Origin of the sequence: Natronococcus sp. JC468, assembly GCF_012163165.1 — an archaeon.
Taxonomy (GTDB): Archaea; Halobacteriota; Halobacteria; order Halobacteriales; family Natrialbaceae; genus Natronococcus; species Natronococcus jeotgali.
This window is the reverse complement of record NZ_JAAVUO010000004.1, coordinates 124,844-146,152: the sequence shown is the minus strand read 5'-3', so window position 1 is coordinate 146,152 and position 21,309 is coordinate 124,844. Positions and strand designations below refer to the sequence as shown.

Below are 21,309 nucleotides of genomic sequence, written 5' to 3'. Positions count from 1 at the left end.
CCGTTCAGTCGCGTTCGCTCCCCCGACGCTCGCGCGGGTCGGCAGCCTCGAGATCGACGTCGAGATCGATCACCGGTTCCCGCCGCGGAACGGCGATCGCCCGCTCGAGCGCCGCCGCGCGAAGCGCCGGGCTCGAGGGCGAGGCCTCGCGGCGGGAGCCGATCGGGCGCTCCGCGCGAACGTCCCGGGGGGTCGGCGACGGGTCGCCGACGCCCGCGTCCTCGCAGAGCCGCCGCAGCAGCGAGCGGGCGCCCTCGGTCGTGATCGCCGGGGGTGCGATCGACCGCTCGCGGGCGAGTTCGATCGCCGTCGACTCCGAGAGCAGCGCCTCGATCTCGCCGTCGTCGTACCCTCGCCCGCCGAGAACCTCCCGAACCCGGCGGGCGATCGAGGGCGCGTGGCGGGTCGGGAACAGCGGCCAGTCGTTCGACGGGGGATCGAGCGCGACCCGGTACCGCCGCAGCGGCGTCCGAACGGCCGCCGGCAGCGGCACCTCCTCGAGGCGCTGGGAGCGACCGAGAACCCGGATCGTCCCGGTGTAGAAGTCGACATCGTCCCAGACCGCGCCCGTTCGCCGATCGTCGCGGGGGACCCGGAACAGCTCGCTGCCCCGCACGTCCGAGTACAACAGCAGGGCGACCAGGGCGTACTCCCGCAGGCGGTCCCGACGAGTCTCCCGGTCGCGATCCTCGCTCGTCGCGGCGATCGCCCGCTCGCGGACGTAGCCCTCGAGGGCGCGCCGTCGGTCGGCGTTCCAGCCCGCTTCGGCGTCGCCGTCGACCGTCGCGGGCAACGCGGCCGCGGCGGCGTCAGCGGCTGCGGGGTTCGAGTCGAGAATGCTACCCCGAACGCACCACGAGAGGAAGGCCCGGACGACCGCGTAGTAGGTTCGGGCCGTCGAGGGCGCGTAGGCGCCCCCCTCGGTCCGCCCCCGGAGCACCTCGGCGTAGGCCCGCATGTGAGCGGGCTCGAGGGCCGAAAGCGAACGGAGGTCGTGTTCCGCGGCGAGCCAGTCGGCCCAGCGCCGGAGGACGGACTCGGCGTTGGCGGCGTACGTTCCCGCCCCGGAGCCGTCGGGGTCACCCAGCGACTTCCGCTCGATGTAGGCGTCGACCGCGTCGGCGATCGCGATATCGGTCACGGGGGACGCACCTCCGCGTCGCGTTCCGGCGGCCGGAGTCGCGAACGCCGGACTCGAGCGCGCCATCGATCGACTCGATTTCGGTCCTCGCCGACGTCCATCTCGTTCGAAACACTACCGCCGGACTACCCTAAATCTGACCTCCTACGATCGGTCGCGCTCGAGGGAGAGTTCGCGGGTCTCGAGGTTGGCCCGCTCGGCTCGCTCGTCGGCGTCGAGCAGCCGCTCGAGTTTCGTCTCGAACTCGGCCTCGGAGAGTTCGCCCGCGGCGTAGCGGCGTTGCAGTTCCGTGACGGGGTCGACCGACTCCCGGGCGGGCTCGTCGGCGCCGCCGACCCGCTCGGTGAGATACCAGACGAGAAAGACGCTGACGACGAGCAGGGCGGTGATCGCGACCGCGTAGAGCGGTCCGGCGAAAAGCAAGGCGGCGACGATGATGACGTCGGCCAGCACGAACTTGATCGCGAAGATCTCCGTGAGACTGTAGCCGCCGTCACCACGGTCGCCGCTCATACTCGGCGATACGGCCGTCGTCGAAATAACTGTGGGGGCCGGACGGCGTCGGCTCGAGACGCGTTCGGAAGCGGCCGCGACGACGCGTTCCTCGTTCGGCGCTCGCGGCGGGGATCGAGACGGTGCGCTCGAGATCGCTCTCGGCGAACGCCGTCGCAACTCCGGGATGTATTCTATATCGCTATAGCTATTTCTGTGACACGGGACGGGTTTCGACGGTTCGGCGGGCGGGGCATCGACGACTTCCGTATCGCAGTCCGTCGAGGTGCCCGTGCGGACCGTTCGGAGACGGTCGGCACCTTCTTTGATCGACCCCGCAGAGAAACGGTATGCGAGTGGTTGTCGGTACCGATTCCGTACACGCGACCGCGGCGATCTGTGACTACTTCGAGCGCCGGGCGGGCGACGACGACGTTCGCGTCGTCGCCGCGGTTCCTCCCGGAAACGAGGTCGCTCGCCGCGACGCGGCCGAGGCGCTGAACGTCGCCGGCGTTCGCCTCGCGGGCGACGACGTCGAGACCGAACTCAGAGAAGGTGAGCCCGCGTCGGCGCTGTGCGAGGCCGCCGCCGACGTCGACGCCGACGAGATCGTCGTCGGGGAGACGGGTTCGGACGCGGCGGGCTCGACGGCGCGGACGATGCTCGAGCGGGCGTCGCGTCCCGTGGTGATCGTTCCGGTTCCCGACCTCGAGTGAGTCATCCGGTTTACTGGAAGTCAGTTCCGGCGCAACCGCTGCCTGGGTCGCGGTTGCGCCGGGACATCGGGACGGCGATCCGTATCAGTCGTCGCTGGGCGCGGCGCCGGGTCGATACCCGCGACTGATCGCCTTCCAGCGCCCGGTCGAGAACCGGTAGTAGTTGATCGCGGCGGGCGCGGCGGTTTCGGCGATAAAGGCGAGGTACAGTCCCGCCAGCCCGAGTTGGGGAATCGAGACGGCGGGCGTCGCCACCCTCAGAACCGGGATCGGTACGGCGGGGATCGTCAGCCCCGCGGCGCCCAGGTAGGCCAGCGGGATCGCGAGCCCGAACATGCCGACGAGCTGTCCGTAGAAGGGCCACCGGGTGTCGCCGCTGGCCTTGAGCGCGCCCTCGGCGCCCGTCGAGATCCCCTTGAGCAGGATCGCAAGACAGGCCGCGTAGATCAGCGCGACGGCGGTCGAAACCGAGAGGTCGGCCGGATCGTCGGTAAAGGCGAGGACGATCGGCTCCGCGAAGACGAAGACGATCGCCGCGGCGAGGACGTAGACCGCGACCCCGAACAGGACGATCTCGCGACCGTAGCGCTCGGCGGTCCCCTCGCGGCCGTCGCCCAGCTCTTGGCCGACGAGGCTCGAGGCTGCGAGGCCGAAGCCCCAGCCGGGCGTGTTCATCAGCCCCCAGATGCGCCGGGCGATGACGTAGGCGGCGACGACCTGCGGGCCGAACAGGGCGACGATCGCGAGCATGGGGAACTCGGCGACCGTCCAGACGGACTTCGATCCCATGACGGGGAGGCCGATCGAGGTCAGATCTCGAAGCGTCTCGGCGTCGAGGTAGGTTCCGAACGGATCGACGCGGAACGGGAAGCTCCCGACGCCGGGAAGCCACCCCGCGGTGAGCCCGACCGCGAAGGTCGCGGTGACGACGACGTTCGCGAGTACCGTCCCCAGGGCGGCGCCGGCGGCGCCGAGTCCGAGCCCGAAGATCAACACGGCGTTGAGCCCGATGTTCGCGACGGCGCCGCCGGCTCGCACGATCATCGGCGTCCAGGCGTCGTCGATCCCGACGAATGTTCGGCTCCCGATGAGATTCAGCCCCGCGAAGGGGACGCCGAGGCCGACGATCCGCAGGTAGGTCGCGCCCTGGGAGATCGACTCGGGATCGTTCCCGATGAGCGAGATCAGTTCGGTCGGGTACGTCCAGAACACCGCCGTCACGGGAAGCGTCAGGAGCAACACCAACACGACGCTCGAGCGAACGGCCTGGCCCAGCGAGTCGAACGCCTCGGCGCCGTAGCGCTGGGAGACCAGCGCGATCGTGCCGCCAGCGACCCCGCCGCCGATGGCGAACGCCAGCCCCCAGAACGAGGCGGCGAAGCCGACGCCGGCGATCGCCGTCGAGCCGACGGCGACGCCGACCATCGCGACGTCGACGGCGTTTTTCGACATCCGCGCGAGCCCGGTGAGAACCCGGGGCCAGGCGAGGTTAGTCGTGCGACGCGCTCGCTCGGAGCTGACGAGACCGAGCCGGGCGAGCGCCAGCCCGATCCAGAGGATTACCAGTCGGATCGGATTCGGAGAACGGACCACGAGAATCTACCGTCCGTAGCGGACTGCTACAAAAGTGCTTTCTCGACGCGGCAGAGGCCACCGCTTTCGAATGCGAGGGATTCGCGATCAGTCGACGCCCGCTCGCGACTTGCGGAAGTCGACTCGAGCCCGCTCCGAACGTCGACTCCCGCGGTGCTCGATCCGGTCCGGATCGATCCCGTTCGTGTGCTCTCGACGTCCGGTCGTACTCGCGGGGGATTTTCCACCGAGTAGCTGCTACCGATTCTCTCGCTGCTCGACCTTGTTCAACTCGATCAGCAGCCGGAAGATCGCCTTCACGAGGTTCGCGTCGACGTCGAACTGCTCGGCGTTGTGGCCCGCCCGTTCCATCACCTGTTCCTCCTGTTTCTCGTCGGTCGTCGGCAGCCCCTGCTCGTCTTTGACCGCCGCGATCGTGTCCGCGACGTAGGTTCGCTGGGCGATCAGCTCGACTATCTCGCGGTCGATCGACTGGATCTCCTCGCGGAGCTCGTCGAGGTCCATTTCGTCTGGCGTTCGGTTCTCGAGGTCGTCGGTGTCGGTGTCGTCCGGAGTCATGTGGTTCGTGTACCGTCGGTTCGCGTCGCCACCAGTCGGGTCGTCCCGTCGCGGTCGGCCCAGCGCTCGCGCACCGCCTCGAGGGTCGCCCGGTCGCCGACCGCGACGTAGCTCGGGCCGGTGCCCGACAGCGAGACGCCCGTCGCGTCGGGCAGCGCCTCGAGCAGCGGCCCCGTCGGGAACTCGAGGGCGCCACAGAAGGCGAAGCCGTTGACGGTCATCGCCTCGCCGTAGCGGCCCTCGAGGGCCAGTTCCTCGACGAGGGCAGCGAGCGGCGCGACTCGCTCGCAGGCGGCGACGTCGGCGTCGGCGCTGAACGCCTGCTCGGGCGGCGTGTAGACCAGCGCCTCCCAGTCGACCTCCTCGCGGGCCAGCAGCTCGTCGCTCGCGTTGTCGGTGACCGTCACCCCGCCGAGCATGCTCGCGCTGGCGTCGTCGAACGCGCCCGTCGCGGTCACGCCGGCGTCGCGGGCCGCCCGCACGCCGAGCCGACAGGCGTCGATCCGGTCGACGGCGTCGGTGATCTCGAGAGCGTCGAGGGTGGCGAGCGCTGTTGCGTTGGCCGCGGCGCTGGAGCTTTTGAGCCCGGCGGCCATCGGGATCTCGCTGTCAGTTCGGACCCGGGCGCCGACCGGGCCGGCGAGCCCCGCGTCCTCGGCGTACTCCTCGAGGGCGAGTTCGGCGCAGCGCTCGATAAGTCCGGTGTCGGCCTCGGGGCGCTCCGCGACGGTGCCGACGACCTCGCCGTCGGTCGTCAGCTCGACCGTCGCGGTCGTCTCGAGGTCGATCGCGAACGCCGATCCGCGACCGGTCGCGAGCGCGTTCAGCACGGTTCCGGCCGCCGGCGCGACTGCCCGGCCATCCATACCGATCCCTCTCGCCCGGGCCGTATTTAGGCTGGCGGTCACGGCGAGTAGTGGGAGCGGACGGCGCCGTTCGACGATCGGGCAGGGCGCGTCGGCCGGAGCGCGAGCGCACGCCTTTTCTCCGGCCCGGCCGAAGCGGGCCGTATGAGCCAACGCAGCAACGTCGCACCCAGTACCGTCGGCGTCGACTTCGTCGAGGGCGGGGTCGTCGTCGAGTACCTCGACGGGCGGGACGTCTTCTACCACGGTCCGCCCGAACCCGTCGAGGGGGCGATAACGGCGCCGCCCGGAAAGGAGGTCCACGTCCTGGTCACCGACCCCGACGGCGTCGAGGGCGTGATGACCTACGTCAACGACCGCAACACCCACGAGGAGATCCTCGAGTCGACCGGCGTCGGGCGTGTGATGCTCGAGCGCGACGACGAGGAGGTGCTGTACCCGGGCGTAACCGTCTCGACGGCGGGGTACTCGATCTGCGTCGAGGCCGATCTCGAGGTCGTCGACGGGCGCGTCTTCGTCTTCGCGGAGGACGAGATGAGCGAGCACGCCTACGAGCTCGTCGCGGAGGGGGAGTGATGCCGCTGCAAAAGCCCTGGCGCGACCTCGACCGCGAGACCGTCGCCCGGGCCCCGGATCGACCCGGCGTTTACGAGCTCGGGGACGAAGCGGGCACGGTGCTGTCGGTCGATCACGGCGTCCTCCGCAACGAGCTCAAGACGGCACTGGCCTACGGCGACGGCGACCGCGTCCGCTGGACGGAGGCCCACACGCCGGATCGGGCCCGCGAGCTCGCGGCCGAGCACCGCGATCGGCTCGAGTAGCGCGCGGTCGCGGCTACTGGATGTACGACGGATCGCTGCCGTCGCAGTGTTTCTCGTGTTCGGTGGCGTCGGACTGCTCGTCGAACAGCAGTCCGCAGGTCTCGCACTCGTACCAGGTGGCGTCGTCGCGCTCAGTCTGGACCACCATGGAAAACGGTGCGTCACGGACACCCAAAGGCGTTTCTCCGGCACGGGCGGGAGACGGGAGGGCAATTCTCAAGAGCGCCGCGCCGAAACGACACTCTATGAGTGGGTCGGACGCGGACGGCGTCGAGCTGTCCGTTCGGGCGGCTGAGAAGCGCGACGCCGGGCGCGGAGTCGCTCGCATCCCCGAGCGCGCGCGTCGAGAGCTGGGCGTTCTCAGCGGCGACACGGTCGTGATCGAGGGCGAGAGGGCGACCGTCGCGAAGATGTGGCCCGCGGATCCGTCGGTGCCCGAAACCGTCGTCCAGATCGACGGCGATACCCGCGCGAACGCCGGGGTCCACGTTGGCGAGACGGTCACGATCCGACCGAAGGATACCTCGACGATCCGGGAGGCCGAGCGGGTGACGCTGTCGCCGCCGCCCTCGCTGGGCGAGGACGACCGACGGCTCGCCTCGCGTGACGTGGCACAGAAACTCCGGAACCGTCCGGTCCGGTCCGGCGAGCAGATCCGGATCGAGGGCGTCAGCCAGGACCCCTTCACCGTCGTCGACACGACGCCGAACGGCGACGTGCGCATCTCGAGTGCGACCGCGGTCCGGCTCGCCGGCGCCGACGCCGACGCGAACGGCGGGGCGGCTCAGGGCGACGGGGCCGCCGCCTCGAGCACCGGGACCGACGCGGCGTCGCTCCCGTCGGAGGGGACGACCGGGCCGACCTACGAGGACATCGGCGGCTTGGACGAAGAGCTCGAGCAGGTCCGGGAGATGATCGAGCTCCCGCTGTCCGAACCCGAGCTGTTCCGCCGGCTGGGCGTCGAGCCGCCGTCGGGCGTGTTGCTGTACGGTCCGCCCGGAACGGGGAAGACGCTGATCGCCCGCGCGGTCGCCAACGAGGTCGATGCGTCCTTCGAGACGATCTCTGGTCCGGAGATCATGTCGAAGTACAAGGGCGAAAGCGAGGAGCAGCTCCGGGAGGTGTTCGAGCGCGCCCGCGAGAACGCGCCGACGATAATCTTCTTCGACGAGATCGACTCGATCGCCGGGGCCCGCGGCGACGACAGCGACGCCGAGAACCGCATCGTCGGCCAGTTGCTGACGCTGATGGATGGGCTCGACGCCCGCGGCGAGGTGATCGTCATCGGCGCGACGAACCGGGTCGACGCGATCGATCCCGCGTTGCGACGGGGCGGGCGCTTCGACCGGGAGATCCAGATCGGCGTCCCCGACGAGGCCGGCCGCAGGGAGATCCTCGAGGTCCACACCCGCGGGATGCCCCTGGCCGAGGACGTCAGCGTCGACACGATCGCCAGGCGGACCCACGGGTTCGTCGGCGCGGACTTAGACGCCGTCGCCAGCGAGGCCGCGATGGCTGCGATCCGGGAGCGACCGACCGACGCCGACGACCGCGAGGAGTGGAACCGGGATCCGAGGGTCACCAGGGCGCACTTCGATACGGCGCTGGCGTCGGTCGAGCCCTCGGCGATGCGCGAGTACGTCGCCGAATCCCCGGAGACCGACTTCGCCGACGTCGGCGGACTCGAGGGCGCGAAGAACACCCTTCGAGAGTCCGTCGAGTGGCCCCTGACCTACGATCGCCTCTTCGAGGAGACCAACACCGAACCGCCCTCCGGCGTGTTGCTGTACGGCCCGCCCGGAACGGGGAAGACGCTGCTGGCCCGCGCGCTCGCGGGCGAGACCGACGTCAACTTCGTCCGGGTCGACGGCCCCGAGATCGTCGACCGCTACGTCGGCGAGTCGGAGAAGGCGATCCGGAAGGTCTTCGAGCGCGCCCGCCAGGCCGCGCCGTCGATCGTCTTCTTCGACGAGATCGATGCCATCACCGCGGCCCGCGGCGAGGGGGGGAGCGAGGTCACCGAGCGCGTCGTCTCCCAGCTGCTCACGGAGCTCGACGGAATGGCAGAGAACCCGAACCTCGTCGTGCTCGCCGCCACGAATCGCAAGGACCAGATCGATCCCGCCCTGCTCCGACCCGGACGGCTCGACACCCACGTGCTGGTCGGCGAACCTGACCTCGAGGCCCGCGAGAAGATCCTCGCGGTCCACGCGGGAGACAAACCGCTGGCCGAGGACGTCGACCTCGCCGAGCTGGCGGCCGAACTCGAGGGGTACACCGGCGCCGACATCGAGGCCCTCGTTCGAACCGCCTCGATGAAGGCGATCCGGGAGGTCGCCACCGCCTACGACCCCGAGGAAGCCAACGAGCGGGCCGACGAGGTCCTGATCGAGCGTCGCCACCTCGAGGAGGCCCGCGAAGAGCGCGACGCCGCGGGCTAAGACGGTACCCGCCCCGATCGGGGCGAGGACGGTAGGCGGCGCGAAACGGACGGTTTCGGACGCGGGAGCGAGAAGGCGTCGATTACCCGGGCGAGCGGTTTTGTACTAGTCTCTGATACCGCGGCGTATGGATTCATCGCCCCGACAGTCGGACGATGCGCCCGCCGAGACCGAGCCCGCCGACGCGGCCGCGGACGGCCCGACCGCGACCCGGCGACGACACCTCGCGACGACCGCGACCGCCGGACTGTTCGCCTCCGTCGCCGGCTGCGGAGCCATCGGCTCCGGGGGGCCGGCCGATACCGAACCGTCCGAGAGAACGGACGAGACGGCCGACGAGTCGAATCCCGTCGGCGACCTCCCGCTGTTCGACGCGCACGCACACGTCATCCCGACGGCGGCGCGGGGGCAGGACTCGCTGTCGGCCGACGAGCTCGTCGACTGGATGGACGCCAACGGCGTCGACCGCGCGGCGGTCATGGCGTTCGACTCCCCCGAGGGGTACCCGGTCCAGGCGCCGAGCTGGTGGGTGCTCGAACAGGTCGCCGCCTACCCCGACCGCCTCGTTCCCTTCTGTACGATCGATCCGCGGACCATGACCTACGGGGACGAGGCCGTCGACGTCTTCGAACGGTACGTCGACAGCGGCGCCCAGGGCTTCGGCGAGCTGAAGGTCGGTATGCCGATCGACGACGGGCGCCTCGAGCCCCTCTACGAGCTGTGTGCCGAGAACGGGCTGCCGATCGTGTTCCACACGGACCGACAGTTCCTGACCGACGAGGTCGGCCTGCCGCGGCTCGAGGAGGTGCTGGCCTCCTACCCGGAGGTCGACTTCGTCGCCCACGCCACCGGGTGGTGGGCCCACGTCGCCGCGAACGTCGAGCCGTCGGACCTCGGCGGCCGTCCGGAGGGGACGATCGAGTCCCGCGGCCGCGTCTGGGAGCTGCTCTCGACGTACGACAACATCTACGGCGACCTCTCCACGCGGGCCGGCTGGAACGCGCTGACCCGCGACGACGAGCACGGTCGGGCGTTGCTCGAGACCCACCACGAACAGCTCGTGTTCGGCAGCGACTACCTCTACCCCGGACAGGAGGTCCCGCTGCTCGAGGCGTTCGATCGGTTCGACCTCGAGCGCGACGCCTGGGCGAACGTTCGACACCGCAACCTCGAGGGATTGCTTCGCTGAGTCGGCGTCGGACCGTTCACGCGGCCGACGGCTGATCCGTACACTGCGTATATACTACCTGGGATCTCCGGAAAGACCGTTATCCCGTTCCGCGGTGACGTCCCGATCGGAATGGACGAACCACCGCGGAACGAGGAGGGCGAACGGGCGGCCGCGATCTGCGAGGGCTGCGGGGACGCGATCGCGGTCCGCGTCGAGGCCGACGGGCAACTGCGACCGATCGGGAGCGAGAAGGGCGGGTGCTGTGCGTGCGACGAACCCGACCTTCGCGTCATGGACGACGCGGCGGAGATTCTGGACGATCCCGGGACGGTCGACCGATCCGCCTGAGTGCCGTCGCTACGCGCCGATCGCGGCCGAGCCGTCGCCGTCGTCGGACTCGCGCTCGAGGGAGTCCTCGAGGCCGGCCTCGAGCAGCGCGTCCTCCTCGGGTTCGAGCACAACGGTCTCGCCGGCGGTCGTCGAGTCCCCGGGTTCGACGGCGACGTCGTCGATCCCGACGCTGGGCGGGAACAGCAGGTCGACGCGGCTGCCGAAGGCGATGTGACCGAGCCGCTGGCCGCGCTCGAGGGCGTCGCCGGATTCCACGTAGGGGAAGATCCGGCGGGCGAACGCGCCGGCGATGAGAGTGACGGTCGCCGTCGCCGCGTCTCTGGAGCGCCCGGCGTCCACGTCGCCGTCGTCGTCGACGGCGAACTCGGGGAGATGTGGCGAGTCGGTCTCGACCGCGACGCGGACGCGCTCGTTTCGTTCTGACTCCTTCGAGAAGGCGGGGCGGTTCGCGCCCGCGACGTGTTCGACGTCAGCGACGCTACCGGCGAAGGGAGCGCGGACGACGTGGACGTGCCAGACGTTCATGAAGATCCCCAGCCGGACGCGCCCGTCCTCCTCGCGCAGCACCGAGACGGTGCCGTCGGCGGGCGCGACGACGCCCGTCGGGGGCGGGTTCCGCTCCGGGTCGCGGAAGAACCCGAGCGTTGCGACCCCCGCGAGGAGGGCGACGACACTGGCCCCGACGCTGAACAGTAGCGCGAACGGCGCGGCGAGCAGCGGCGGCAGGGCGTACTTCCAGGCCCCCGGAGCGACGTTCATACTCCGGGCCACGCGGGCGAGTCGTATGGTCGTTACGGACGAGTTCGGGCCGGGCTCACAGAAATGCAAGGAGGAAGCTCACGACTGTAGTCGTGAGAGGAATCCGACAAGCCACGAATCAACCCACGAACGATAGCAACCCGACTCCCCCACGCCAGTCGTAGTATTTATAAAACACTTTCCTATATGTGAAGTTGCAGATGGAGGTCAAACGAACCGTTCCGGTCAAACTCTCGGTTCCAGAAGACCGACATGATGACCTCCATCAGACCATCGAGCAGTTTAACCACGCCTGCAACTACACCGTCCGACACGGCAGGAACGACGACGGCTATCTCATCCTCAACAAGTCCACCATACACGACAAAGTGTACCACGACCTGCGGGACGAGACAGATCTGCCCGCGAACCTCTGCGTTCGCGCCTACTCAAAATCCGTCGAAGCGATGAAAAGCACTGTCGCAGACTGGAAGAAGGGCAACAGCCGACCACTCCCACGATTCAACGAACCGTCCGCTGTCTACGACAAACGGACGTTGACCATCAAGGACAGGTCGGCCACGCTTTCGACCATCAACGGGCGAGTCGCCGTGGACTACGTTCTCGGTGACTACCAGAAGTCCTACCTCGATGATGACGACTACGAGAAGCGGATGGGAACGCTCCACTACCGCGAAGACGAAGAAGCGTTCTACCTCCACATCGTCATCAAGAAAGAAGTCGAAGAACGAGACGGTGATAAGGTACTGGGCGTGGACTTGAACCTCAAGAACGTTGCCGTGACCAGCACGGGTTCGTTTTACGATGGTGGCGAACTGTTGTGGGGACAGAACCACTACTTCCGCGTGCGTCGAAGCCTTCAGCACAAAGGCACCCGCTCCGCCAAGCAGGTACTCCGGCGACTGTCGGGGCGAGAAAACCGCTTCGTGCTGAATCGCCTGCACACGATTTCTCGACGCATCGTGGAGGAAGCCGACGCCCACGACTGCTCGTACATCGCCGTCGAACGTTTGACCCGTATCCGCGAGCGAATGGATAATCGGAACGACCAAGTGAAGCGTCAGATACACAACTGGGCGTTCCGAGAACTCCAAGAAATGCTCGCGTACAAGGCCAGCGAGTACGGTATCCACGTTGAACAGATACCGCCCGCGTTTACGAGTCAGACCTGCTCGAAGTGTGGACATCAGTCAAGCACGAACCGCGACAGCAAGATTGGTTGGTTCGAGTGTAACGACTGTGGGTACTCGGTTGATGGCGACTACAACGCCTCGAAGAACATCGGTCTGAAACTGCTAACTTTACCAGAGGGCAAACGTCCCTCTGGGTTGGGCGACGGTCATCTCGCCCTCAAGTCCGGGACGCTGAACGGGAACGGCGATTACACCGCCTACGACGTTTCGTCGGCAGACCGGGAGTCCACGGACAAGCCCACGACTTCAGTCGTGGGTCGATGACGAGATGGTCGTGGGAAGGGTGAACGCGAACGTCGCTCCCTCGCCGGGTTCGGAGTCGACGGTGATCTCGCCGCCGTGGCGCTCGACGATCCGGCGACAGATGGCCAGCCCGATCCCCGTCCCGTCGTACTCGTCGGGCCCGTGGAGCCGCTGGAACACCTGAAAGACGCGGTCGGCCGCCGAGGGATCGAGGCCGATCCCTTCGTCGCGCACCGAGAGCCGCCACCGGTCGCCGTCGCGTTCGGCGCCGACGTGAATCCGCGGGGGATCGTCCCCGCTGTACTCGATCGCGTTCGACAGCAGGTTCTGGAAGAGCTGTCGGAGCTGGCTGGCGTCGCCCTGGACCGTCGGCAGCGGCTCGATCGTGATCTCGGCGTCCTGGCGCTCGATCATCACCTGCAGGTCCGTCAACACGTCATCGAGGACGTCCTCGAGCGCCACCGGTTCGAAGGGGTCGCCCTGCGAATCGATCCGCGAGTACGCCAGCAGCCCGTCGATCATCTCGCGCATCCGATCGGCGCCGTCGGCCGCGTACGCGAGAAACTCCTCGGCGTCCTCGTCTAACTCGTCGCCGTAGCGGTCCTCGAGCAGCTCGAGGTAACTCGAGACCATCCGCAACGGCTCCTGGAGGTCGTGGGAGGCCGCGTACGCGAACTGCTCGAGGCGCTCGTTCGAGGCCTCAAGTTCGCGGACCGTCTCGTTGAGCCGTCGCTCGTAGCGCCGGCGCTCGAGGGCGGTCGCCAGGATCGTCGCGACGCTGTCGAGGAAGTCGACGTCGTGGTCGGCGAACTCACGAGGACGGTCGTCGTAGACCGCGAGGACGCCCCAGGCGTCCGCGACCGGGCCGATGGCGACGGCGAGCCCGCTGCGAAGCGCGTCGTTCGGCGGGAGCAGCGGGGCGTCGAACCGCGGATCGGCCTCGACGTCTTCGACCACTACCGGTTCGCCGTCGGCACACGCGGCTGCGGCCAGCGACTCCGCCGGCGATACCGACCCGCTCTCGAGGCGCGCGTCGTCGCAGCCGACTGCGGTCCGGGTCCGAAACGCCGCCCGTCCGTCGCCCGCGTCGGTCGCCTCGAGGACGGCACAGCACTCGGCGTCGAACGCCGCGGCGACCAGCTCTCCGGCCTTCCGGAACAGCGCGTCGTCGTCCGCGTTCTCGAGGGCGTCGCGGCCGAGGTACGCGACCGACTCCAGTTGGGCGACCTTCGTCGTCAACGCCTCCTCGGCCTCCTTTCGCGGCGAGATATCTCGGAAGAGACCGACGAAGTACCGGTCGCCGTCGTGGAAGAAGTCGTTGAGCGAGACCCCGAGCGGAACCTCGTGGCCGTCGCTGTGTCGTCCGGGAAGCTCGACGTAGGTCCAGTCCAGGTTCCGCTCCCCGGTCTCGAGGTACCGGTTGAGCGCGTCGAGGTGAGTTTGTCGGAGCCGCGGCGGGATGATCTCGAGCTTGCTTCCGCCGACGAGTTCCGCGGGGTCGTGGCCGAGGATCCGTTCGACGGCGGGGTTGACGTACCGGATCTCGCTGTCGGTATCGAGGACGATGATCCCGTCGGGTACCGCGTCGGCGAGCGCCTCGAACGTCGGACCGTAGGCCGGTTCGGATCGAGCGGACGTCGGTTTCGGATCGACGATCCCGGTGACTCGCCGCTCCGGGCCAGCGCCGTCAGCCGACGGCGGATCGAAGTGGAGTTCGACGTCGACGACGGCGCCCGCGTCGGTCCGAAGCGAACGGGTCGCCGCCAGCGGCTCCCCGACCAGCAGATCCGCGAACCGACGACCGAGCAGCTCCGAGCGTTCGTAGCCAGTCAGCGACGCGAACGCGGCGGTAACGTCGTCGATCGTTCCCGACGACGTCAGCCGAACGCTCGGAACGCCCGCGACGTCGAGCAGGGAGAGGGGAGCGCCGGACGGTCGCGTCTCGACCTCGGCGGGTTCGTCGGGCGACTCCGAGTTCATAGACGGCGACTCCGCCGGTCCGACGGATAAGGACTCTGCCGGAAGCGGACGACCGGTTCGGTCCCGCCGGATCCGGAGCGGTCAGTCCCAGAACGACTGCGTCCGGGCGTACTCGCGCTCCTTCGAGAGGATGTCCCGGTAGAAGTCGGCCTCGTCCTCCCGGAGCTTGCTGATGATCCGGGCCGCGTTGTGTGGGCCGACCCCGCGGGCGGCCATCGCGATGACCGCCTGCTTGCCGTGGCTCTGGACCAGACTCGCGCTGTGGAAGGCCCGTTCGGTCATCTCCTCCTGTTCGTCGTCCTTTTCCTCGGCCCGGACGGCCTGCACGACCTCGTCGGCCCACGGGTTCAGCGACGCGATCCGGGTCGAGCCGCAGTTCGGACACTCGGGCTGGTCGTCGACCCGGCCGACCTTCGTCTTCACCTTCCACTCGTGACAGTGGGTACACAGCAAGATCACGCGATCGTCGCGGATCCGTTCCTTGACCGTCTCGATGACGCTGGCGTCGGCGTTTTCCGGCGCCAGCAGCTCCTTGCCCGAGGACCGCCCGCCCAGCCCGACGGGCGTTCGACCGCGGTGGGTCACGAGCTCGAGGTCGCCGGACTGGAGGCGTTCGAGAACCCGGCCCGCGCGCTCGACGTCCAGATCCTCGTGGAAGACCTCCCGGAGCGACTCATCGTACATCGGGGTGTCCTCGAGCGCCGAGAGGAGCCGTTCGTTCGACATTCGGCCGGACCCCTGCCAGCGCTTGAGCGCGCCGAACTTCGCCGAGACCTGCGCGAGCCGGAAGGCCAGCGCGTCCGACCCCTTGAGTCCAAGCTCGACGATCGTCCCGACGTGGTCGGGGTCGGTGTCCTCGAGCACCTCGAGGACGTCACTGGTCGCGACCGAGGTCGGCACCTCGAGCTCGATCCGGTAGGGGTCCGTCTCGAGGCCGACCGAGGAGCCCGCTCGCTGGCCCAAAAGCGCCGAAAGTACGCGACCGAGCGTCTCGTTTACCTTGTGGCCGAACGGCGCGTTGAGCACGACCGTCCGGCCCTGCCGCTCGAGGACGAGTCGGTCGGCCGTCGGCATCGGCGCTTCGGCCTCGAGGTGGTCCTCGAGCTGCGAGCAGGCCGCCGAGAGCGTCTCCGGGTCGGCGGGATACCGGCCTGCGAACTCCCGGCCGACGGCGGCGGCGTCGGCGCCCTGCCGGAGCTGGGGCTCGGCGACCGCACGGATCTCGCCGACCTCGCCAGCCACGGCTGCGGGGACAGGGATTTCCTGACCGATCCAGGACGGCACTTCGCCCGCGGGATCCTCGATCGGGCTCACCTTCACTCGACCCTCCTCGTCGTCGATCTCGGCGATGCGCCACATCTCGCCGCGCTGGATGAACACCTCGCCCGGCTGGGCGAAGTTGACGACGAACTGCTCGTCCAGGGTGCCGATCTGGCCCCCCGAGGCGATGTCGTGGACCTCGTAGGTCTCCTCGTCGGGGATCATCGAGAGGTTCGCGTAGACGTACTGCCAGGTCCCGCCGGTCGTCTCGAGACGGTCCTCGCTCTCGTCGAACCAGACGACCCGGTTGCGGTGCAGCTCGCCGAGGATTTCCCGGATCGTCGCCTCCGTGACCTCCCGGAACGGGTACGCGCGGGTGATCGTCTCGACGGCCTCCTCGAAGCGGGTGTCGCCGCGGCTCTGGACGAGCGCCGGGAGCTGGTTGGCGACGACGTCGAGGCTTCCCTCGTGGATCTCGGCGGGTTCGACCTCGCCGTCCCGGGCCCGCCGGGCGATCGACAGCGCCTCGAACGTGTCGTCGGGGCGGGTCGTCACGATCGTCCCGCTCGAGACCTCGTCCTGGCGATGGCCCGCGCGGCCGATCCGCTGGAGCAGGCGGGCGACCTGACGTGGACTCTGGTACTGGATCACGTGGTCGACCCGGCCGACGTCGATCCCAAGTTCCATCGAGGACGTACACAGCAGCCCCTCGAGCTCGCCGTCTTTGAACCGGTCCTCGACGTCGATCCGGGCCTCCTTCGAGAGCGAGCCGTGGTGGACGCCGATCGGGAGGTCGAGTTCCGTAAAGCGCGACCCCAGCGCCTCGGCGGTCTGGCGGGTGTTGACGAAGATCAGCGTCGACTCGTGCTCGTCCACGAGGTCCCGGATGAGCCGGACGTGACTCGCCGTCGAGGCGTCGGTGACGAGCTTCCCGGCGAGTTCCTCGTCCTCGGGCGTTACCTCGGGGCTGCGGACCGTCACGTCGACGTTGCTACCGACGTCGATCTCGCGGATCTCGCAGGCCCGACCGCCGGTGAGGAGTCGCCCTACCGACTCCGGATCGCCGACCGTCGCCGAGAGCCCGATCCGCTGCATCCGCCCCGCGAGGTCGTGCAGTCGCTCGAGGGCGATCGACAGCTGGGCTCCGCGCTTCGAGGCCGCGAGTTCGTGGACCTCGTCGATCACGACGTGGGAGAGGTCCGCCAGCGCCTCCCGGAGCCGCTCGCCGGTGAGCATCGCCTGGACCGTCTCGGGGGTCGTGATCAACACGTCCGGCGGGTCCTCGGCCTGCTTGCTGCGCTGGTAGTCGGTCGTGTCGCCGTGACGGACGTCGACCTCGAGGTCGAGGTACTCGCCCCACCACTCGAGGCGCTCGCGCATGTCGCGGTTGAGCGCCCGCAGCGGCGTCACGTAGAGCGCGCCCAGACCCTCGGGTCGCTCCTCGACCAGGTGATCGAAGACGGGCAACATCGCCGTCTCGGTCTTGCCGCTCCCGGTCGGCGCGATCACGAGCGTGTTCTCGCCGGCCGACAGCGGCGGGATCGCGAGCCGCTGGGGTGCCGTCGGGGCGGAGAATCCGCGCTCCGAGAGCGCCCCGCGGACCGTCGGCCCGAGGTGCGTGAAGGCGGCGACGTCTCCTGCAGTCATCGTCGTTTCTACGGGCGTAGGGCGGATAAGAGACACGTTCTCCGTCCGTTTCGCCGTCGTCGATCACCCCTCGCGGTCGTCCGCTCGGAGCTCGTCGGCGAGTTCTTCGTCGAGGGTTAGCTCGCCCGGCGAGGCCGGCTTCTCCTGAACGTTCGCCGCGGTCCGTTCATCGATTGCCTCGGCCGAGCGCGCCCCGTCCGTCAGATCGGCGTTCAGTCGGTCGTCGTCGATCGTCTCGGCGCCGTCCCCGTCGGACGGGGGACGGCTCCGTGGCGTCGGTTTGCCGCGGCGCTTTCGCACGCCGTCGACGACCATCGACGGATCGGCCGATTCGAGGCGGCGGGCGAGCGCGTCCGCGACGAGGACGATCCCCGCGCCGACGACCGCCAGCCCCGCGAGTCGACCGAGTGACGGCCCCGTCGCGGGCGATTCCGGTCGACGGTTGGAGTGCGCTCCGCGAAACGCTCGTAGACTCATTGACCGTCCTTTCGGCGGTGTCGGCAAGTCCGTTCGGCCCGCGAGAGCAAGCCCGATCGCCGGGTGCTACTCTCCCGTATCAACCTCCTAACAGGGGTTTAACAACCGAATAGTATACAGTTGTCTCGGATATTGTCATTGTAGATGAGATTCAGTAAATCGGTTCAGTGCGAGCACTCGAGTGTCGCTCGCTCGACGGAGGGTCCCGCTGCGGAGTCGGACCACCGGTGCGCGCGGAGGAAACGATGAGCGGGACGGATCGGCGGCGAGCCGGTCGAACCGTCGCGGTCGTCGGCGCCGTCGCGGTGCTGGCCGGCGTCCTCGCGACGGCGTTTCTCGTCGGCGGAACCGCGGCCGTCGGTTCCGACGGGGCGCCCGACTCCGACGCGACCGCGTTCGAGTCGAGCGCGGTGCAGTCGACGACCGGGGTCTCCGAAACGGCGAGCGAGGTCCCGGTCCCGGAACCGGGCGACGAGTACTACGAGGCTGCCGCACCCGACGGCAGCTGGATCAGCTACATCAACACGCGAGACGAGTACCGGGATCCGTACCTCGGCGACGGCTCCGGGAAACTCTGCGTGACGCTCGTCAACGAGGCCGGCGAACCGGTCGTCGGCGAGAGCGTCCCGAACACGACGGCGACGATGTCGACCGGCGAGGAGCTCGAGTGGCACTCCCAGGCCGACCCGATAACCGTCGAGTATCCGCTGACCGACAACTACGAGCAGCCGCTCGATTCCGACCAGTTCGGGACGAGCTCGGAGCTTCCGCAGGGCGACGGCTACCTCGACTCCCACTGCATCGAGATGCACGGCCAGCCCGAGGACGGAACGATCGAGTACGTCGAGGTCGTCGGCTACGTCCAGCAGGCCCACGACGCCTGGGACACGGACGTCGATCCGGTCGAGGACGCCGTGCCCTACGAGGACGCCGGCGGCTGGACCTACGAGCCCAACGGCACCCACGGACAGGCCGTCGCCGTCCTCCAGTTGACCGCCAACGCCGACGAGTTCGAGGACGGCGAGAACGGAAGCGAACCGACCGACGGGAACGGTGACGATTCGAGCGAAACCGACCAATCGAACGAGACCGACGGGACCGGTTCGGACGACGGTACGAACGCCTCCGACAGCACCGATTCGAACGGCGCCGACGGTGACGAATCGAGCGAGACCGACGACTCGGATGGCCTGCCAGGGTTCGGCGCCGCCGTCGCCGTGATCGCGCTGGCTGCGGTCGCCGTCGGGGTCGCCCGGCGCTGATCCACGAGCGACCCGTCCGCGGACTCCGAGCCATTTACCGGCTCCGGCGACGAACTCGAGGTACCGATGACCGACGACAGTACCGAGTGGATGGACCCGGTCGACGAGGAGCTCCTTCGGCTGCTCCGGGACGAGGACGTCTTCATGCCCGACCAGCTCGCCGAGGAGGTCGAGCCCCGCGCACCCCACGTCGCCTACCGGTGTCGGGAGCTCACGAAGTACGGGCTCGCGACGAAACACGCGATGGGAATGTACGGCATCAGCGACCTGGGCGAGCGGTACCTCGCGGGCGAGGTCGATCCGAGCGAGCTCGAGCCCGACGACGCCTAGACGCCTCGCGACGACCTCGAGGCCGCGGCGAGTTCGGGCCTTCGGTCGAAGAAACGATCATTGAGAAAAGGGGCTTTATCCCTCGATCCGCTACGAACGCCGATGACTCGTTCCGTCAGTCACGACCGCGACGTCCGCGAGGGACGGAAGGCCACGCTGTACTGCTGGGGGTGTGACCACGCGAGTTCCGTCGACGGCGACTGGGTCCGCGAACCTCGCGGGACCGAGGTAGCGTACGTCTGTCCCGACTGCGGGACGGTGATCGCGGAACGGCCCCGCGAGGACGGCGGTCCCAATCCCGGTGAGGCCTGGGGACGAGTGGTCCGAACCTCCGTCTCGGTCTGGCAGGCCAGCGTCGGTCTCGCGTCGACGATTCCCGTGCGGGCGTCGCCCCGTCGAGACGACCCGTGAGTTCCGCGCGGGGTCCACGTTCGGAGCTTTTCTGGCCGATTCCTCGCCGACTTTCGACCCGATCCCCACCCAGCGGGATATCGTGTTTACGATCATCCACTTTTCTACGGGATCGAGTATATTCGCCCACAACAGCAGAGCTTTAATAGTGGGATCCGTTGGATAACTCGAGTAGAAGATGTCAGATGGGAACCTGACCACGGTAGAACAGGAGGTACTGGACGAGATCGAAGCCGAGGGCGTCGACTTCCTTCGCCTGCAGTTTACCGACATCCTCGGAACCGTCAAGAACGTCTCGGTTCCGGCCCGGCAGGCCGAGAAGGCGTTCACGGAGGGGATCTACTTCGACGGATCCTCGATCGAGGGCTTCGTCCGCATTCAGGAGTCCGACATGCGCCTCAAGCCCGATCCCGAGACCTTCGCCGTCCTTCCCTGGAGGGACAAGGAGGACAGCGCCGCCGCGCGGATGATCTGTGACGTGATCGACACCTCGACGGGCGAACCGTTCGAGGGTGACCCGCGATACGTCCTCAAGAAGGCCCTCGATCGGGCCCAGGAGATGGGGTACACCGTCAACGCCGCCCCCGAGCCGGAGTTCTTCCTGTTCGAGGAGGACGAGGACGGCCACGCGACGACCGAGACCAACGACCACGGCGGCTACTTCGACCTCGCGCCGAAGGACCTCGCCAGCGACGTTCGCCGGGACATCATCTACGGGCTCGAGGACATGGGCTTCGAGGTCGAGGCCAGTCACCACGAAGTGGCGGAGGGCCAACACGAGATCAACTTCGAGTACGACGACGCGCTGACGACCGCCGACAACGTCGCAACCTTCCGCACCGTCGTTCGCGCGATCGCGGCCCAGCACGACTACCACGCGACGTTCATGCCCAAGCCGATCCCGAAGGTCAACGGCTCGGGGATGCACACTCACCTCTCGCTGTTCACCGAGGACGGCGAGAACGCCTTCCACGACGAGGACGACGAGTTCGACCTCTCCGACGAGGCCCGCGCCTTTACCGCTGGCCTGCTCGAGCACGCTCCCGCGATCACGGCCGTCGCGAACCCGACGGTCAACAGCTACAAGCGCCTGGTACCGGGCTACGAGGCTCCGGTGTACGTCGCCTGGTCGGACCGCAACCGCTCGTCGCTGATCCGCAAGCCCGCCGCCCGCGTCCCCGCGGCCTCGCGGGTCGAACTGCGTTCGCCCGACCCCTCCTGTAACCCCTACCTCGCGATTGCGACCATGATCCACGCCGGCCTGGACGGCATCGAGCAGGATCTGGAGTGTCCCGATCCGGTCCGGGAGAACATCTACGAGTTCGACGAACAGAAACGCGAGGAGTACGGCATCGACACCCTGCCCTCGAACCTCGGCGCCGCCGTCGACGCCCTCGAGGACGACGAGGCGATCTACGACGCGCTCGGCGACCACGTCGCCGAGAAGTTCGTCGAGGCCAAGCGCCAGGAGTTCGAGGAGTACCTGATCGACGTCTCCCAGTGGGAGCTCGATCGCTACCTCGAGACGTTCTGAATCGGTCGCGCGCCGCGGCGCTCGATCTGCCGATCTTTTTGTTTTCGCGGACGTAGCGTCGCG

General features: G+C 68.4%; 21 protein-coding genes. 11 read left to right on the top strand and 10 right to left on the bottom strand.

Going from position 1 to position 21,309, the window contains the following annotated elements:
• Window positions 1–4: 4 nt before the first annotated feature.
• Together GWG54_RS04270 and GWG54_RS04265 are read right to left on the bottom strand one after the other, a co-directional pair.
• Window positions 5–1,141: a site-specific integrase gene (locus tag GWG54_RS04270; RefSeq protein WP_167936596.1), complete on the bottom strand. Its 1,137-nt coding sequence runs from the start codon at window positions 1,139–1,141 to the stop codon at window positions 5–7.
• 144 nt (window positions 1,142–1,285) lie between these two features.
• On the bottom strand, window positions 1,286–1,654 hold the full coding sequence (locus GWG54_RS04265) for an SHOCT domain-containing protein (RefSeq protein WP_167936595.1): 369 nt from the start codon (window positions 1,652–1,654) through the stop codon (window positions 1,286–1,288).
• A 329-nt stretch (window positions 1,655–1,983) separates the two neighbouring features.
• Between GWG54_RS04265 and GWG54_RS04260 the strand changes: the two genes are divergently transcribed.
• Entirely contained in the window at window positions 1,984–2,349 is a 366-nt protein-coding gene (locus GWG54_RS04260) for a universal stress protein (protein WP_167936594.1), read from the top strand.
• A gap of 84 nt (window positions 2,350–2,433) precedes the next feature.
• Here the strand turns inward: GWG54_RS04260 and GWG54_RS04255 are convergent, their stop codons facing one another.
• From GWG54_RS04255 to GWG54_RS04245, 3 genes are all read right to left on the bottom strand, one after another.
• Entirely contained in the window at window positions 2,434–3,942 is a 1,509-nt protein-coding gene (locus GWG54_RS04255) for an MATE family efflux transporter (RefSeq protein ID WP_167936593.1), read from the bottom strand.
• A 237-nt stretch (window positions 3,943–4,179) separates the two neighbouring features.
• Window positions 4,180–4,500 (bottom strand): chorismate mutase, encoded by a 321-nt coding sequence (locus tag GWG54_RS04250; protein ID WP_167936592.1) that lies wholly within the window; start codon window positions 4,498–4,500, stop codon window positions 4,180–4,182.
• Window positions 4,497–5,366: a shikimate kinase gene (locus GWG54_RS04245; RefSeq protein WP_167936591.1), complete on the bottom strand. Its 870-nt coding sequence runs from the start codon at window positions 5,364–5,366 to the stop codon at window positions 4,497–4,499. Before GWG54_RS04245 ends, GWG54_RS04250 begins: the two co-directional genes overlap by 4 nt.
• Window positions 5,367–5,510: 144 nt before the next feature.
• Between GWG54_RS04245 and GWG54_RS04240 the strand changes: the two genes are divergently transcribed.
• The gene (locus GWG54_RS04240) at window positions 5,511–5,942 is read left to right on the top strand and encodes a DUF5796 family protein (protein WP_167936590.1); all 432 of its coding nucleotides are present in this window, start codon (window positions 5,511–5,513) and stop codon (window positions 5,940–5,942) included.
• Window positions 5,942–6,187 carry a hypothetical protein gene (locus GWG54_RS04235; protein ID WP_167936589.1) on the top strand — a complete coding sequence of 82 codons (246 nt, stop codon included), beginning with the start codon at window positions 5,942–5,944 and terminating at the stop codon, window positions 6,185–6,187. Before GWG54_RS04240 ends, GWG54_RS04235 begins: the two co-directional genes overlap by 1 nt.
• A 13-nt stretch (window positions 6,188–6,200) precedes the next feature.
• On the opposite strand, the gene GWG54_RS21135 is transcribed toward GWG54_RS04235, so the two are convergent.
• Window positions 6,201–6,335, bottom strand: a complete 135-nt coding sequence (locus tag GWG54_RS21135) for a hypothetical protein (RefSeq protein ID WP_008425288.1) — start codon at window positions 6,333–6,335, stop codon at window positions 6,201–6,203.
• Window positions 6,336–6,432: 97 nt separating this feature from the next.
• Between GWG54_RS21135 and GWG54_RS04230 the strand changes: the two genes are divergently transcribed.
• The 3 genes from GWG54_RS04230 (at window position 6,433) to GWG54_RS04220 (ending at window position 10,147) form a co-directional block, all read left to right on the top strand.
• A complete protein-coding gene (locus GWG54_RS04230; protein ID WP_167936588.1) occupies window positions 6,433–8,628 on the top strand; it encodes a CDC48 family AAA ATPase in 2,196 nt (731 codons plus the stop codon).
• A gap of 127 nt (window positions 8,629–8,755) precedes the next feature.
• Window positions 8,756–9,817, top strand: coding sequence for an amidohydrolase family protein (locus GWG54_RS04225; protein ID WP_167936587.1), 1,062 nt, complete (start codon window positions 8,756–8,758; stop codon window positions 9,815–9,817).
• A 111-nt stretch (window positions 9,818–9,928) separates the two neighbouring features.
• Window positions 9,929–10,147, top strand: coding sequence for a hypothetical protein (locus GWG54_RS04220; RefSeq protein WP_167936586.1), 219 nt, complete (start codon window positions 9,929–9,931; stop codon window positions 10,145–10,147).
• A gap of 9 nt (window positions 10,148–10,156) precedes the next feature.
• Here the strand turns inward: GWG54_RS04220 and GWG54_RS04215 are convergent, their stop codons facing one another.
• Entirely contained in the window at window positions 10,157–10,909 is a 753-nt protein-coding gene (locus tag GWG54_RS04215; RefSeq protein WP_167936585.1) for a protein sorting system archaetidylserine decarboxylase, read from the bottom strand.
• A gap of 200 nt (window positions 10,910–11,109) precedes the next feature.
• Here GWG54_RS04215 and GWG54_RS04210 point away from each other — a divergent pair, with 200 nt between their 5' ends.
• On the top strand, window positions 11,110–12,366 hold the full coding sequence (locus GWG54_RS04210; RefSeq protein ID WP_167936584.1) for an RNA-guided endonuclease TnpB family protein: 1,257 nt from the start codon (window positions 11,110–11,112) through the stop codon (window positions 12,364–12,366).
• Here the strand turns inward: GWG54_RS04210 and GWG54_RS04205 are convergent.
• The 3 genes from GWG54_RS04205 to GWG54_RS04195 form a co-directional block, all read right to left on the bottom strand.
• Window positions 12,349–14,325, bottom strand: coding sequence for a PAS domain S-box protein (locus GWG54_RS04205; RefSeq protein ID WP_167936583.1), 1,977 nt, complete (start codon window positions 14,323–14,325; stop codon window positions 12,349–12,351). The two genes, GWG54_RS04210 and GWG54_RS04205, sit on opposite strands and share 18 nt — an antisense overlap.
• Before the next feature lie 81 nt (window positions 14,326–14,406).
• Window positions 14,407–17,232 carry a DEAD/DEAH box helicase gene (locus GWG54_RS04200; protein ID WP_167936582.1) on the bottom strand — a complete coding sequence of 942 codons (2,826 nt, stop codon included), beginning with the start codon at window positions 17,230–17,232 and terminating at the stop codon, window positions 14,407–14,409.
• A gap of 63 nt (window positions 17,233–17,295) precedes the next feature.
• Window positions 17,296–17,709, bottom strand: coding sequence for a hypothetical protein (locus GWG54_RS04195; protein ID WP_167936581.1), 414 nt, complete (start codon window positions 17,707–17,709; stop codon window positions 17,296–17,298).
• 245 nt (window positions 17,710–17,954) lie between these two features.
• Between GWG54_RS04195 and GWG54_RS04190 the strand changes: the two genes are divergently transcribed.
• The 4 genes from GWG54_RS04190 (at window position 17,955) to glnA (ending at window position 21,246) form a co-directional block, all read left to right on the top strand.
• A complete protein-coding gene (locus tag GWG54_RS04190) occupies window positions 17,955–18,971 on the top strand; it encodes a PGF-CTERM sorting domain-containing protein (RefSeq protein WP_167936580.1) in 1,017 nt (338 codons plus the stop codon).
• Window positions 18,972–19,037: 66 nt separating this feature from the next.
• On the top strand, window positions 19,038–19,301 hold the full coding sequence (locus tag GWG54_RS04185; protein ID WP_167936579.1) for a hypothetical protein: 264 nt from the start codon (window positions 19,038–19,040) through the stop codon (window positions 19,299–19,301).
• A 102-nt stretch (window positions 19,302–19,403) separates the two neighbouring features.
• Complete coding sequence (locus GWG54_RS04180) at window positions 19,404–19,712, top strand: hypothetical protein (RefSeq protein ID WP_167936578.1); 309 nt, start codon at window positions 19,404–19,406, stop codon at window positions 19,710–19,712.
• 178 nt (window positions 19,713–19,890) lie between these two features.
• Window positions 19,891–21,246: a type I glutamate--ammonia ligase gene (gene glnA / locus GWG54_RS04175; RefSeq protein WP_167936577.1), complete on the top strand. Its 1,356-nt coding sequence runs from the start codon at window positions 19,891–19,893 to the stop codon at window positions 21,244–21,246.
• Window positions 21,247–21,309: the final 63 nt, after the last annotated feature.